Source organism: Roseobacter sinensis (assembly GCF_025755255.1).
Classification (GTDB): Bacteria; Pseudomonadota; Alphaproteobacteria; order Rhodobacterales; family Rhodobacteraceae; genus Roseobacter; species Roseobacter sinensis.
In genome coordinates this window covers 86,993-100,909 of the sequence record NZ_JALIEB010000006.1, presented here as the reverse complement: position 1 = coordinate 100,909, position 13,917 = coordinate 86,993, and the positions used below count along the sequence as shown (strand labels likewise).

The following is a 13,917-nucleotide window of genomic DNA, read 5'->3' as shown; positions in this document are numbered from 1 at the left end:
ATCCTATCCTCCCACGATGACCGCAAGCCCCGCGAGGCACAGCAGCACACCCATTGGTTTCGTCACATAATGCCCGATCTGCGGCAGCTTCTCGATCACCATGAAGAGCGTCGCGAGGCCCATCCACGCCAGGTTCATCACCCCGCCGACAAAGCCGAGGCTCATGAACCCCCAGCAACAGCCGACGCAGAATGCGCCCAGGCCCAGACCCATGCGGAGCCCGCCCGCAAAGCCGGTGCGCCAGTGCCCCAGGAAATACATGGCCGGCGCGTGGCACACACCATGGCAGATGTCCTTGGCGCGCGTGAACTGGAAGGCGCCCACGGCGAGCAACAATCCGCCCGCGACCCAAGGGCTCCGGGCGATGCCCAGCATATCCACCACGCCACCAAAGAGCAGCGCAAGCTGTGCACCCGTGATGACCGCGGCAAAGCCCACCCAAACGATGAAGTAGCCCAGCAGCACGCCCAACCACCCGGCGCGGGTTCCGTTTGCGCTGACCATCAGGTCCTCATATGCGCGGAGCGTGGGCACCAGCGTCGGCAGCATCATCGCCGCCATCATCACCGCCCACATCGCGAACAGCGGCCCGAAAGTCGCCATCGGCATATACATGGGCATGCGCGGATCCATCGCCGCCATCGCCTGCCCCGCCGGGCCGGGACGGCCCAGCAGGTCGAGGTCCATTTCGACGCTCATCGCATACATCACCCACCACGCGGCCAAGATTGCCGCGAAAAAGCCCAACCAGAGAGTGGTGCGCAGGGTGCCTTGCATGAGTCGCCTTGTCTCCTTGCGATTCAAATGCCAGACATTTAGAACCCGGGCAAACATTAAATGTAAGACATATGAAAATCGACCCCGACAGCACCGTCGACCTCTCTGCCCAGATCGCGGGCGCCATCCGCGATGCGATCATCTCCGGCAGCCTGATTGTCGACGAACGCCTGCCGTCCGAGGCGGAGCTCGCCGAGCAATTCGACGTCTCGCGCCCCACTGTGCGCGAGGCGCTGAAGCGGCTGGCCGCGCAGTCGCTCATCCGCACGCAGCGCGGGGCGACTGGCGGCGCTTTCGTGAACCGGCTCAGCTTCGAGGCGGCGCAACCCCAGCAGATCACCACCTCGACGCTGCTGCTGAGCATGAACGCGGTGAGTTTCGAAACCGCCTGCGAGGCGCGCTACGCGCTCGAGCGCGCCTGCGCCCCGCTCTCAGCCGCACGGCGGACGCCGGATCACCTCGCGACCATGCGCGCCGAGATCCATCGCCAGGCTCAGCCGGGCCTGACTGACGAAGCCTTCTGCGCCTCCGACGTGGCCTTTCACCGCGCGTTGGTGGATGGGGCCGGAAACCCGGTGCTGAGCTACCAGCTCGCGGGCGCTGTGGAGGCGATGCAGCCGCTGATGAACATGATCACCTTCACCGCCCGCGACCGCGCCCGCATCATCGCGCTGCATGAAGGCATCGCCGACGCCATCGAAGCGCAAGACGGTGGCGCCACGGCCACCGCTCTGACTGCGCTGGAGCAGGAAACCCAAACGCTGGCACAAAGCGTTTTCGCCGCGCGTGCCGCCCGCCGCTAGAGCAGCGGACGACACGTCTCCCTGTCTGTCCTTTGCGTTGAGGACAGCCTTCGTCCTTGGCCTCGCGCTGCCCAACAGGCAAAACACCTCCACGGTTGGAGCGAAAGTCCCTCACCGCAGTCTCTAGGCCGGAACCCGCCGCCCGCCATTCGTCGTTCTCGCAGGAATGCGCCGCTTGCAGGGGTGGCCGTTCCCCCTGGGCTACCGCGCCCCCACGTCATGGAGAAGACGGCCCGAGAGGCCGCGTCAAAGCATGAGGCCCTGATATGATCACACTCGATTTCACCACCCCAATCTCCGACAGCCGCCGCGGTGCCTTCACCCGCGCCGCCGACCGCTGGGATGCCATCATCGAAACCGCCTTCGAGCCGATCGACTTCGATGGGCGCCGCCTGGACGGCGTGCTCATCGAGGTGTCGATCGCCCCGATCGACGGGCCGGACGGCGTACTCGGGCAAGCCGGCCCCACCGCCTTGCGCCCGGGCTCGGAGCTTCCCGTCGCAGGCATCATGCAGTTCGACACCGCCGACGTCGAACGGCTGGAGGCCAACACCAGTTTCGAGGACGTGGTGCTGCATGAGATGGCACATGTGCTGGGGTTCGGCACACTCTGGGCCCGCGCCGGGCTGGTGCAGGCCAGCGGCACGAACGATCCGCGCTTCGTCGGCGCGCAATCAACGGTCGAGTACCGCGATCTCGGCGGCACGGGTGCCGCGGTGCCCATTGCCAACACCGGCGGCGCGGGCACGCGCGAGGGCCACTGGCGCGAGCTCATTTTCGGAGACGAGTTGCTCACCGGTTTTCTGTCGGGCGCCAACCGGCCGATCAGCCGGCTCTCCATCGCTTCCTTTCAGGACCTCGGCTACGAGGTCGATCTGGGCGCCGCGGATGACTACACCCTGCCCGATTTCCGCGCGCTGGCCGAGATGGGCATCACCGAGGCGGTGCGCATCTGCGATCTCTGCCGCATGGGCCGTCCCGAGCCGGTTGTGTTGAACTGACGCTTGCCAGCGGCCGCGCGCAGTCTAGATCGCGCCGCATGCTGGACCTTCTGAACATCTGCGCAAGCCTCATGACCATCACCTTCGGGCTCTTCGGATTCCTCGCACCACGCTACACCGCCGCCGCGCTGGACCTCGCGCCGACCGACAGCACCATGGGGCTCAGCGAGATGCGCGCCTCGGTGGGTGGTCTCTTCGTGGTGGCCGGGCTCGCGGCCCTCTGGCTCGATGAGCCGCTGGCCTATGCGATGATCGGCTTCGCGTTCGTCGGGGCCGCGCTGGGACGCGGGCTGTCCTTGATCTTCGATGAGCCGCCGCGACGCAAGGTGCTGATCTTTGGTGGGATCGAAGCCGCACTCGCTGCGGCCTTTCTGGGCGCTAACCTGGTTTGAGCGCGTCCGCGCGGTTGTCGTCCTGTGTGCCGACCGCCGACGGACGTACGGCCTGGCTTCGAATGACATTAATTACATCTACTTATGAGTTGATACTATTTTATTTTTCCTCTTCGGCCATGTAACGACCGCCAAACCTATGCAGGCGGCTTCCCTCTTGAGATTTTCGTCCGGGCGGCCTATATCTATCGTGTTCTTCGGAACTATGGACATAAACGCGCTCGCAATAAGCGGATCGGACCCGGGGGCGGTACCCGGCGGCTCCACCACCATCCTTCATTTGGGGATCATGGGGCCGAAACAGGATCGACGAACGTCTAAAGGGGTTTGCTTTGTCCCGGTGAGATACCACCGTTATCGGTTCAAAACGTACAATTGCAAATGACAATCGTGCACCGGTGGCAATGGCTGCGTAAGCAGTCGGAACTACCGAAATCTTAAGCCCTAGCGCCTTGCAGCGCTAGGCGGGGTTCGCAGGCACCTGGCAACAGAAGCCTGCACTTCTTCTCCTCACAGCCGCCGCCCACAGACAGCGCGGAATGCTGATCGCGCATTGTCCAGCGGCCGCAGCCCGGACTGGTATTGCGGCCACTGTCATAACCGGCCGCTTCCGTGCCTGCCCGGGCGGCCGTGCCGCTCGGGCGACATCGGCGTTGACCGCGCGCGCTCTTCTATGGCACCCCTGACCTCAGGGGAGTTCGCGATCGCCCCGTGAGGCGTTGGCCCAAGTATCGCATCCTGTTGACGTGACAAAAGGATGCTTCGATATGGCGCAATTCGCCACACTGACCCCGCAAACTCTCATGCGCCTGATCGGAACCGATCACGCTCCGGCAATCGTTGATGTGGCTCTGGACGGCGACGTGCAGAAAGACCCTTTCATCGTGCCGACTGCTCGTCGCTGGAGTCACTTGAAGATCGACGCTCTTCTCTCTGACTTAAAAGAAAAAACCTTCGTTATCGTCTGTCAGAAAGGGCGCAAGCTCAGCCACGGGGTGGCGGCCCTGCTGCGGCAGCGGGGCGCAGACGCGCTGGTCCTCGAAGGTGGCAATTTCGCCTGGCGCGCCGCCGGTTTGCCACGGGTGCCGCTTGGCCAGCTGCCAGCCCCGGCCGGGCCAGGCCGCTGGGTGACCGTGACAGACCCGGCGCTTGAGAGTCTCGCCTGCGCCTGGCTGATCCGGCGGTTCATCGCACCCGATGCGGAGTTTCTCTTCGTACCTCCTGCGGAGGTGGACGATGTTGCGGAGCGGTTTTCGGCGATCCCCTTTGGCACGACGGAGGGCTCGGCCGCGGCCTTCAGTGCCCTGTCTCAGCGCATGGGGCTCGACACCGATGCGCTCCGCAAGATGGCGGGCGTGCTGGCGCCCCGCGCAGCACCGGCAGAGGCTGCGGGCATTGCCGCGCTTGGCACCGGACTGGAACTGAGCGGCGCGGGCGATCATGCGCGCCTCGCAGCGGCGATGACGCTCTGCGATGCGCTCTATCTCTGGGCGCGGGACGGGCAGACACCGGAGCTGGCCGCATGAGCGCGCCCAGCCAGGCCGAGTTGATCCGCGTCTTCGGGCGGATTGGCCTTTTGTCCTTCGGCGGACCGGCGGCCCAGATTGCACTGATGCACCGGGAGCTGGTCGAAGAGCGTCCCTGGCTGACGGAAGACGGGTTTCTGCGCGCGCTCTCGCTCTGCATGCTGCTGCCCGGCCCCGAAGCGATGCAGCTTGCAACCTACGCCGGATGGCGGCTGCGCGGCACGCTCGGCGGGCTGATTGCGGGCCTGCTCTTCGTGCTGCCGGGCGCGGCGGTGATCCTGTGTCTGGCGCTCGGCTATGCGCTCTACGGGCAGGTGCCGCTGGTGCAGGCGGCGTTTTCGGGTATCAAGGCAGCGGTGATCATCATCGTGCTGCAGGCCTTGCTGAAAGTCGCACAGAAGGCGTTGACGACGCGCAGCGCCTATGTCCTCGCGGGGTGCGCCTTTCTGGCACTCTTCGTCCTGGGGCTGCCCTTTCCGCTGATCATCGCCGCCGCAGCGCTTTACGGCGCTGGGGCGGCGGGCGCGGTGCCGGGCGAGGCGCGCGCCGCGCCCGGCGCCGCGCCCCACACCGTCCGGACGCTGGGGCTTTGGGGCAGCCTTTGGGCCTTGCCCGTCGTCGCAGTCTGGCTCGCAGATCACAGCTTCCTGACACAGATCGCCCTGTTCTTTTCCAAACTGGCCGTCGTGACCTTCGGCGGGGCCTATGCGGTGCTGGCCTATATGACCCAGACAGTCGTGCAGGACTATGGCTGGATCAGCACCGCGCAGATGATCGACGCGCTGGGTCTGGCCGAAACCACCCCGGGGCCGCTGATCCTGGTGACCGAATTCGTCGCCCTGTTGGCGGGGTTCGCCCAAGGCGGGATCCTGCTCGCGCTCGCAGCAGGGGCGCTGGCGCTCTGGGTCACCTTCACGCCCTGTTTCCTCTGGATTTTTCTGGCCGGCCCCTACCTCGATCTGATCTCGACCAAACCGCGGGTTGCGGCAGCCCTGCGCGCCATCACTGCGGCTGTCGTCGGGGTGATCCTGAACCTCGCGATCTGGTTCGGCATCCACGTGCTCTTTCGCGACATCGGCAGCGCGGAGTGGCACGCGATCCCCGTCCCGCAACCGGCTTCGCTCGATCCCGGCGCGCTTGGTCTCACGCTGCTGGCGGCGGTTCTGCTCCTCGGACTGAAGCGCGGGCTCGTGGAAACGCTCGCCACGATGGCGGCCGCCGGGCTGGTGCTGTCAGCCATCTGGGGCTGAGGTGAATTCTGCATCCCCTCTTTCCTCCCTGCGGGAATCGGCTATGCTTTGATCATACCCCCGAGACGTGCAGAGGACTTCATGGGCCGCAGCATTGATTATGGCAACCTGATGCATGAAGCCATGCGTGGCCTCATCCGGAAGGTGCTGGACGATGTGGCGGAGAACGGGCTGCCCGGCGCGCATCACTTCTTCATCACCTTTGACACCAGCCACCCAGACGCCGAACTGGCAGATTGGCTGTCGGACCGCTACCCGGGCGAAATGACAGTGGTGATGCAGCATTGGTACGACAATCTCGATGTGGGCGAGGATGGCTTTTCGGTCACGCTGAATTTCGGGGATTCGCCCGAACCGCTCTACATTCCTTACGATGCGATCAAGACCTTCGTGGATCCATCGGTCGAGTTTGGCCTGCGGTTCGAGACGCAGGAAGAGGAAGAGACCGCGCCGGCCCGGACAGAGCTTGCCCCTGCCCCCGCGGCCGGCCTGCCGGCGCTCAAGCCCGAGGACAAGCTGCCCGCCGAGACAGACGCCAAGAAAACAGACAAGAAACCGCAAGATGCGGAAATCGTCTCGCTCGACAGTTTCCGCAAGTAGCGGTCACTCCGCTTCGAGAAAGGTGGTCACGGTGCGCTGGATTTCACCGTTGCGCACGCTCTTGTAGTCCAGCTCCAGCCCGCCTTCGGCCAAGGTGCGGTTGAACTGCTGGATCTCGTATCCGCCGTCTTCCGACACAAAGAGCGAATAGACACTCAGCGTGTCGCCTTCGATCCGGCTCCAGACATAGGGTTCGCCCTTCATCGGATCGAGCTGCACGTCATGGCCGAAGACATTGCGCTTCATGGCCGAGGCATAAACATCGCCGCGGTCCGACGGCACGAACTCGACCTTGTAGGATTTCTGCTTGGTAGATCCGTCCGGGCGAAAGGTTGACGTGGTCCAAGAGACCACGAACCCCTGTTTGGTCTCGGAAATGGTCACGCTCATGTCACGATCTTGCGTGCTGCCATCGGCCGACTTCACCTCAGCCGATCCCGTGTAACTGCCCACAAAGCGCGAGATGTCCGCCTGCGCGGCCTGCACAGCGGCGGCCAGGAGCAGCAGCGCTGCAACCGCAAGCGCTGCCCATGACGTCATCTGGCGGGTCACACGCATGGCCGGGGGTCCTTCTCATTACGCACCGCGAGGCGGCGCGGCAGACCGCGGACCTCCTCACATCAAAGATAGCATCTCGGGGCGCCCGTTCAACGGGCAGCGCCATTCAATAGGGCCATCGGCGATCACAAGTATTTGTGCGTGCGTGCACCCCCGGACGATCTGCCAGTTGCACCGCACAGCACGCGAGGCTACACCGCGAATACCGCAATTGTAGGGAAGAGATCATGGCTGAGACCCGCACAGAAACCGATAGCTTTGGCCCGCTTGAGGTCCCCTCGGACAAGTATTGGGGTGCGCAGACGCAGCGGTCGATCCTGAATTTCCCCATCGGTTGGGAGAAACAGCCCGTGGCCGTCGTCCGCGCCCTCGGCGTGATCAAACAGGCCTGCGCCCAGGCGAATCTGGAGTTGGGCAAGCTCGATGCGGAGCGCGGCAATGCGATCATGCAGGCCGCCTCCGAGGTGGTTGCGGGCAAGTTTGATGACAACTTCCCGCTGGTGGTCTGGCAGACGGGCTCGGGCACCCAGTCGAACATGAACGCCAATGAGGTGATCGCCAACCGCGCCATCGAGATCCTCGGCGGCGAGATCGGCTCGAAGGACCCGGTGCACCCCAACGATCACTGCAACATGGGACAATCCTCCAACGACACCTTCCCGACGGCCATGCACATCGCCACCGCGATGATGGCCCGTGACGTGCTGCTTCCGGGCTTGAACAAACTGCATGATGCCCTGCAGGCCAAGGTCGAGGAATTCGATGGCATCATCAAGATCGGGCGGACGCATACGCAGGACGCCACACCACTCACGCTCAGCCAGGAATTCTCCGGCTACACGCATCAGGTCGCCATGGGCATCCAGCGGGTCAAGGACGCGTTGGGGCGCATCTACGAGCTGGCCCAAGGCGGCACCGCCGTCGGCACCGGGCTCAACACGCCGAAAGGCTGGGACGTCATGGTGGCCAAGAACATGGCCGAGATCACCGGCCTGCCTTTCGTGACCGCACCGAACAAGTTCGAAGCGCTTGCCGCCCATGACGCGATGGTCGAGATGTCCGGGGCGCTGAAGACCGTGGCTGCGAGCCTTTTCAAGATCGCCAATGACATTCGCCTTCTCGGCTCCGGGCCGCGTTGCGGCTTGGGCGAGCTGATCCTGCCCGAGAACGAGCCCGGCTCCTCGATCATGCCGGGCAAGGTCAACCCCACGCAATGCGAAGCGCTCACCCAGGTCTGCGCCCATGTCTTCGGCAATGACGCCGCTGTGGGCTTTGCGGGCAGCCAGGGCCACTTCGAGCTCAACGTCTACAAGCCCATGATGGCCTACAATGTCCTGCAATCCATGCAACTGCTTGGAGACGCCGCCTCGGCCTTCACCGACAATCTCGTTGTGGGCCTGAAAGCGGATGCGGAGCGCATCGACAAGCTCATGCGCGAGTCGCTGATGCTCGTGACGGCCCTCGCCCCCGAGATCGGCTATGACAACGCCACCACCGTCGCCAAGACCGCGCATAAGAACGGCACCACCCTGATCGAGGAGGCGGTGAACCTCGGATTCGTCACCGAGGAGCGCTTCAACGAGGTGGTCCGGCCAGAGAACATGGTCGGCCCGAAGTGAGACGATGAGCGCACCGATCAACCTCAACAAGCACCGCAAGGCGCGGGCCAAGGCTGCGAAGAAGACGCAGGCGGATGAGAATGCGGTGCGCTTTGGCCGAACCAAGGCCGAGAAAGACGCTGAGAAATCGCAGGCCGCGAAAGACGCCCGCCATCTCGATGGCCACAAACGCGAGACATGAGCCGGCGACCGGTGAAGCATTCGGTGACGCTTAAGGGGCATCGCACGTCGGTTTCACTGGAAGAGGAGTTTTGGCAGGCGCTGCGCGCCATCGCCGAACGGCAGGGCAAGCCGATCAACGCACTGGTCGCTGAGATCGACGTCGCCCGCGGGGCGGAGATGGGCCTGGCGTCCGCCATCCGCGTCCATGTGCTGAGGGATCTGCAGGCTCGTGCGGAACCAGCCAATGGAAAGGATATGCCTCCTGCCGGACGATAGCGCGCCAGACCCCTCTTTGCACTGAGGGCATCGCACGACCCGGAGGGCTTCTCGTTGGGTCTATGTTAAGCGATGCGCTGAAGACCAGCTGACGTCGAGCTGCTTGCCAACGTGAAAATCGCCCTGCGGGGGGAGGTGTCGCCACTGTCGCTCGAACCAATGGCGCGACAACGGCAACCGATGCCCGGCTTGTCAGCCGGGCGGGACATCCTCGTTGCGTCTCTTAGAAAGTCGGGCGCTCCGCCAACCGCGATGGCCCCTTAGATCGACGCCCGGTAGATCTTGTCGATATTGCTGCCCAAGGCGGCGTTGAACTCCGCATCCGACATCTTCACGTTCAGGCCTTCGGTCAGCGCACGGCTGAAGCTCGCGATCATGCTGGTGGCCTGCGTCAACCGCTGACAGGCCTCGTCGGTCGAATAGCCACCCGAGAGCGCCACGACCCGCAGCACCCGCGGGTGGGCCGCGATCTTGTCATAGCGCCAGGGCTCGTCCGGCAGCGTCAGCTTCAGCATTACGTCCACACCATCGTCCAAAGTATCGAGGTGCTTGGCGATCTCCGCTTCGAGGATTGTCTCGGCCTCTCCTTTGGTTTTGGAATGGATATTCACCTCCGGCTCAAGGATCGGCACGAGGCCAGCAGCGATCACCGTGCGCGCCACCTCGAACTGCTGGGCGACGTTCTCGGCGATGCCTGTCTCGTTCGCCTCATGGATGACCGAGCGTTCCTTGGTGCCAAAAATGCCCTTCGATTTCGCGACCTGCAGGGTCTCCTCCAGGCCGGGCATGGGCTTGAGGAGCTGTACCCCGTCGGCCTGCTCTTCGAGCCCCTTGTCGATCTTCAGAAAGGGGACAACCCCGCGCTCAGACCAGAGCAGCTCGGCCACGGGGGTGTCGTTGATCGTGTCGTGCATGGTGCGCTCGAAGAGAATGGCGCCGATCACCTTGTCCTTGGTGAAATCATCCGCCAGGATGATCCGGGCCCGCATGTCATGCATGGCGCGGAACATCTCTTCGTCGCCGGAATAGTCCGACGGTTCAACACCATAGAGGCTCAACGCCTTGGGCGTGGAGCCGCCCGACTGGTCAAGGGCGGCGATGAAGCCTGCGCCGGATTTCATTTGTTCGCGCATCACGCTGTGGTCTGACATGATCGAAATATCCTTCTGATTCCGCCCCTTGGCCTCTCCATAAAACAGACCGGCGCGGGATGGTACATGTTAGCGCCGGACAACCTTAAGCCGGATCCCGTCGCGGGACCGCACGGTCAGATGCGCCACCGGGATGGGCGGCGGACCCTCGCCTAAGGTCACCCTCAGATCGCGTAGAATATGCGCCAGCATCATCACCCCTTCGAGCATTGCAAACCCGGCCCCGGGGCACACACGCGGACCGGCGCTGAACGGCAGATAGGCGTCCCGCGCGCAGGTTTGCCCGGTCTCAGTGTCCCAGCGGGTCGGGTCGAAGTCATCCGGATGCTCCCATATCCGCGTTTGCCGGTGCAGATGCCACTGGCTGATCACCACCTGCGCGCCGGGGCGCACGTCGCGGTTGCGAAACCGCTCTGGCGCCGTGGTCTCCCGCACCATCATCGGCACCGGCGGGTAGAGGCGCAGCGTCTCGCGAAAGACATCGCGCGTGGCCTTCAGTTTCGACATCTGCGAAAACGCGGTCAGGTCAGCGCCTTGCGCCTCTTGCGCGACCCGGTCCTGCCAGTCGGGAAACAACGCGAGCAGATAGAGCGCCCAGGCCAGCGCCGACGCACTCGTCTCATGGCCGGCCAGAAAGAAGATCGCCACCTGATCGACCATTTCATCCACATCGAAGCGCTCGCCGGTCTGCGGGTCCGCCGTTGTCATGATCTTGGTCGCGAGGTCCTGCGGGGCGCGCCCGGCGTCGATCTCGATTTGCCGCTCTGCTGTCAGCTGGTGGATCAGCCGGCGGATCCGTGCAGCACTCGCCCGTGTCTCGCGCCGATACCCACGCGGCACCCAAGGTGGAACCGGCACGAAGGCGGCGAGGTTCAGGATCGGCTGGCTGCGCTGGTAGGTCTGGAAGGCCTCGAAGACCTCTCGCGCCACCGCATGCTCGATGGGGATGGAGAAGAGCGTGCGAAAGATCACGTCCGCCGCGGCATGGCTCGTCTCCGGTTCGATGTCGATGTCCTGATCCATGTGCCCGGCGAAGCGCTCCGCTGCGTCCTGCGCGGCCCGACAGATCGAGGGGAATGTCTCGCGCAGCCGCCCGCCTTCGAAAGCCGGGTCGATGATGCGCCGCTGCCGCTCCCAGGTGGCGCCATTCGTCAGGAAGACCGAATTGCCCAGGAGCGGCCGCAGCCCGGAACCCACACGATCCGACTTGGGAAAGGCCTTGGGCCGATCCTTCAGCACCGCGCGGATGACATCGCGATCATTGACCATGTAGCTGCGGAAAAACGGCGTGCGGAATTCGGCCATCCAGGCACGGTAGAGCTTCTCCGGTTGAGCCGACAGGATATCGCGCCGAAAGAGCCGCATGTACTGCCAGAGGCTGACCTTCTCCGGGCGGCTCCGAGGTTTCGGCGGCCGGGTCACGAGATGGATGTGTATTTGCTGACCGCGCGCGTGATCCGTGAGGCCGAGGCCGGGCGCCCCGCGTAGCGCGCCCGCAGCGTCAGCGGGCCGGCGGTGATCTGGAAATAGTCGTAGTCCTTGGGCCGGTCGAAAGCGCAGAGATACTGAAAATGCAGCCGGAAGAAGCGCCAGCGCAAGGCCCGCCAGCGCGCGGGGCTCAGGCTCTGCGTGAAGGCCGCCGAAAAGACCAGCGGCCAGCGCTTGTCAGGCGTCTCCTGCCCCGAAACGCTCACCGGATCACAGAGTGCAAAGGAGCAGCCGTCCCCCGGGGCGGTGACATCGACCCAGGCGATCTCCTCCGCCACCGACAGATCGCGCAGGTCGCGGCGCATCTGCTGCGCCTCGGGCAGAAAGGCGATCATCGGCACCACATGGCCCAGCGACAGGAAGCTCAACGCAGGCCGCGCACCGGCCAGCGCTCCGCCGCGGAGCAGATCCGCCAGCACCGTCACGGCCAGATGCGCGCCGGAGGAATGACCCACGACCAGCACCTCGTCCACGGGCTCTTCGAGGGCGGCCGCGATCGCGGCCCGGAAGTCCTGCAGCCGAGAGAGGATCGCGGGCGGGTAGGCCCCACGCAGCGCCGCGCTGTGGGCAAAATCATGCATGAGGTAATGGGCGAAGATCTTGCCGTCGATCTTCTGGAAGAAGCGCAGGCACGCCGCGAAGACCGCCGCCGCAGCGCAGGCGGCCACGATGATCTGCGCCGTGGGCCAGATCGGCAAGAGCGCGAGCAGCACCTGCACGACGCGGCCCACAGCCCACCCCAGGGCGACCGCAAAGATGAACTGGCCCGTCAGCATGACCACCGGGTAGAGCGCTGCGATCACCGGCCCCTTGCGCAGCCGCATCAGCCGCCAGAGCGCACCTGTCGAGACATAGATCCAAGCGGTGCGCAGCATCGCGAGATACGTGCGTGTGATCGAGGCGTGGAAGCTCTCCTGCACGATATCGGACCAGATCAGCACTTCGATTTCGGCCTGTGTGACGGCGCCGTCGATCTCGCTGCGCACCTGCCAGCCGAAGCGCTCGGCCTGGGCGTTGGCGCTTACCTCCAGCGTGTAGCCGCTGATCGCTGCCTGCGCTGCGCCCTCGGTGCGGTAGAGCTCGCGATAGCGGCGCGGCGGAAAGGGGTCGTATCCCGGAATATAGAAAACCTTGCGGCGTCTCACCTGTGTTTCAGACGTGCTGCCCATGGCAAACCTTACTAATCCCGGCAGCAACGCAGGGTTGCCGACCAGTCTAAGGGGATCAGCCCAGCAAAGCCAAGGCCGGGAATTGCTCCAGCAGCCAGTAGGAGAAGGTGGTGAAGGCGCCGGTGACCATGGCGAGACCCACGAAGATCAGAAGGCCACCCATCACGCGCTCGATCGCTTTCATGTGGCGCTTGAGGCGGTTCATCACGCCGACAGCCCGTGTCATGAACATCGCGGCCAGCAGGAAGGGGATGCCCAGCCCCGCCGCATAGACACCCAGCAAGACCGTGCCGCGGCTGACCGAGGCCTCAGACGCGGCGAGCGACAGGATCGCGCCAAGCTGCGGCCCGATGCAGGGTGTCCAGCCAAAGGCGAAGGCAAGGCCGAGGATATAGGCGCCAAAACTCGACCCGCCCTGATCGCCTGCGTCCAGCCGTGCCTCGCGGTCCAGAAAGGGGATGCGAAAGAGGCCGAGAAAATGCAGGCCGAAGACGATCACCACGAGGCCCGACAGCTGGGCGAAAAGCACTTGATTTTGAAGGAAAAACGCCCCGAATGCCGAGGCCGTGAAGCCAAGCAGCAGGAAGACCGTACTCAGACCCAACACAAAGAACAGCGCCGAAATCACCGCACGGCGGCGCGCCGCGGTCTCGCCGCTCATGTCGCCGACCGAGACCCCGCTCATATAGGCGAGATAGGGCGGTACGATCGGCAGCACGCAGGGGCTCAGAAAGCTGATGATCCCGGCAAGCAGGGCAACCATCATGGCAGGCAGCAGACTGGCGTCAATGATTTCGATTCCGAACATGCCCAACCCCTAACGGATAAGCGTTAAGACGTCACGCAGATGACAGTCACAACCTTGTGGACAGAGTGAAACATCGCGCCTATCTGAGGGCCATGAGTGAGACCAGAACAGAGCTTGACGCAACCGGGCTGCTCTGCCCCCTGCCCGTCCTGAAGGCCCGCAAGAGGTTGCAGGCCCTCACCCCCGGCAGCACGCTCACCCTGCGCGCCGACGACCCGGCGGCGGTGGTCGATGTGCCGCATTTTTGTGCAGAATCTGGGCATGAGCTTGTGTCATCCGACATAGAGGGTCCCGTGCAGGTCTATGTCATCCGCAAAACCTGACACGAAAAAGGGCG

General features: G+C 64.3%; 16 protein-coding genes and 1 other RNA gene. 11 read left to right on the top strand and 6 right to left on the bottom strand.

The window, feature by feature from the left end; translation table 11 throughout:
* Positions 1 to 3 precede the first annotated feature (3 nt).
* The gene (locus tag MUB52_RS11265) at positions 4 to 777 is read right to left on the bottom strand and encodes a DUF2182 domain-containing protein (RefSeq protein WP_263844322.1); all 774 of its coding nucleotides are present in this window, start codon (positions 775 to 777) and stop codon (positions 4 to 6) included.
* A 71-nt stretch (positions 778 to 848) separates the two neighbouring features.
* Here MUB52_RS11265 and MUB52_RS11260 point away from each other — a divergent pair, with 71 nt between their 5' ends.
* The 7 genes from MUB52_RS11260 to MUB52_RS11230 all read left to right on the top strand — a co-directional run bounded on the left by MUB52_RS11260 (position 849) and on the right by MUB52_RS11230 (position 6,349).
* Positions 849 to 1,580: a FadR/GntR family transcriptional regulator gene (locus tag MUB52_RS11260; RefSeq protein ID WP_263844321.1), complete on the top strand. Its 732-nt coding sequence runs from the start codon at positions 849 to 851 to the stop codon at positions 1,578 to 1,580.
* 266 nt (positions 1,581 to 1,846) lie between these two features.
* Positions 1,847 to 2,581 (top strand): leishmanolysin, encoded by a 735-nt coding sequence (locus MUB52_RS11255; protein WP_263844320.1) that lies wholly within the window; start codon positions 1,847 to 1,849, stop codon positions 2,579 to 2,581.
* A gap of 38 nt (positions 2,582 to 2,619) precedes the next feature.
* Positions 2,620 to 2,973, top strand: a complete 354-nt coding sequence (locus MUB52_RS11250; protein ID WP_263844319.1) for a DUF4345 family protein — start codon at positions 2,620 to 2,622, stop codon at positions 2,971 to 2,973.
* 153 nt (positions 2,974 to 3,126) lie between these two features.
* Positions 3,127 to 3,475: a transfer-messenger RNA gene (gene ssrA / locus MUB52_RS11245) on the top strand.
* Positions 3,476 to 3,740: 265 nt separating this feature from the next.
* Entirely contained in the window at positions 3,741 to 4,499 is a 759-nt protein-coding gene (locus MUB52_RS11240; protein ID WP_263844318.1) for a chromate resistance protein ChrB domain-containing protein, read from the top strand.
* Positions 4,496 to 5,749 (top strand): chromate efflux transporter, encoded by a 1,254-nt coding sequence (gene chrA, locus MUB52_RS11235; RefSeq protein ID WP_263844317.1) that lies wholly within the window; start codon positions 4,496 to 4,498, stop codon positions 5,747 to 5,749. The genes MUB52_RS11240 and chrA overlap by 4 nt, the downstream gene beginning before the upstream one ends.
* A gap of 81 nt (positions 5,750 to 5,830) precedes the next feature.
* Positions 5,831 to 6,349: an SspB family protein gene (locus MUB52_RS11230; protein ID WP_263844316.1), complete on the top strand. Its 519-nt coding sequence runs from the start codon at positions 5,831 to 5,833 to the stop codon at positions 6,347 to 6,349.
* 3 nt (positions 6,350 to 6,352) lie between these two features.
* On the opposite strand, the gene MUB52_RS11225 is transcribed toward MUB52_RS11230, so the two are convergent.
* A complete protein-coding gene (locus MUB52_RS11225) occupies positions 6,353 to 6,907 on the bottom strand; it encodes a hypothetical protein (RefSeq protein ID WP_263844315.1) in 555 nt (184 codons plus the stop codon).
* Positions 6,908 to 7,134: 227 nt separating this feature from the next.
* On the opposite strand from MUB52_RS11225, the gene fumC reads away from it, so the two are divergent.
* From fumC to MUB52_RS11210, 3 genes are read left to right on the top strand one after another with little or no spacing between them, the layout of a single operon-like run.
* On the top strand, positions 7,135 to 8,526 hold the full coding sequence (gene fumC, locus MUB52_RS11220; RefSeq protein ID WP_263844314.1) for a class II fumarate hydratase: 1,392 nt from the start codon (positions 7,135 to 7,137) through the stop codon (positions 8,524 to 8,526).
* A 4-nt stretch (positions 8,527 to 8,530) separates the two neighbouring features.
* Complete coding sequence (locus MUB52_RS11215) at positions 8,531 to 8,707, top strand: DUF4169 family protein (RefSeq protein ID WP_263844313.1); 177 nt, start codon at positions 8,531 to 8,533, stop codon at positions 8,705 to 8,707.
* The gene (locus MUB52_RS11210; protein ID WP_263844312.1) at positions 8,704 to 8,964 is read left to right on the top strand and encodes a ribbon-helix-helix domain-containing protein; all 261 of its coding nucleotides are present in this window, start codon (positions 8,704 to 8,706) and stop codon (positions 8,962 to 8,964) included. The genes MUB52_RS11215 and MUB52_RS11210 overlap by 4 nt, the downstream gene beginning before the upstream one ends.
* A gap of 260 nt (positions 8,965 to 9,224) precedes the next feature.
* On the opposite strand, the gene MUB52_RS11205 is transcribed toward MUB52_RS11210, so the two are convergent.
* The 4 genes from MUB52_RS11205 to MUB52_RS11190 all read right to left on the bottom strand — a co-directional run bounded on the left by MUB52_RS11205 (position 9,225) and on the right by MUB52_RS11190 (position 13,580).
* Complete coding sequence (locus MUB52_RS11205; protein WP_263844311.1) at positions 9,225 to 10,115, bottom strand: fructose bisphosphate aldolase; 891 nt, start codon at positions 10,113 to 10,115, stop codon at positions 9,225 to 9,227.
* Between the two features lie 69 nt (positions 10,116 to 10,184).
* Positions 10,185 to 11,537: a cytochrome P450 gene (locus tag MUB52_RS11200; protein ID WP_263844310.1), complete on the bottom strand. Its 1,353-nt coding sequence runs from the start codon at positions 11,535 to 11,537 to the stop codon at positions 10,185 to 10,187.
* On the bottom strand, positions 11,534 to 12,772 hold the full coding sequence (locus MUB52_RS11195; protein WP_263844309.1) for an alpha/beta fold hydrolase: 1,239 nt from the start codon (positions 12,770 to 12,772) through the stop codon (positions 11,534 to 11,536). Before MUB52_RS11195 ends, MUB52_RS11200 begins: the two co-directional genes overlap by 4 nt.
* A 55-nt stretch (positions 12,773 to 12,827) precedes the next feature.
* Positions 12,828 to 13,580 carry a cytochrome c biogenesis CcdA family protein gene (locus tag MUB52_RS11190; protein ID WP_263844308.1) on the bottom strand — a complete coding sequence of 251 codons (753 nt, stop codon included), beginning with the start codon at positions 13,578 to 13,580 and terminating at the stop codon, positions 12,828 to 12,830.
* Between the two features lie 92 nt (positions 13,581 to 13,672).
* On the opposite strand from MUB52_RS11190, the gene MUB52_RS11185 reads away from it, so the two are divergent.
* Positions 13,673 to 13,903, top strand: coding sequence for a sulfurtransferase TusA family protein (locus MUB52_RS11185; protein ID WP_263844307.1), 231 nt, complete (start codon positions 13,673 to 13,675; stop codon positions 13,901 to 13,903).
* Positions 13,904 to 13,917 lie beyond the last annotated feature (14 nt).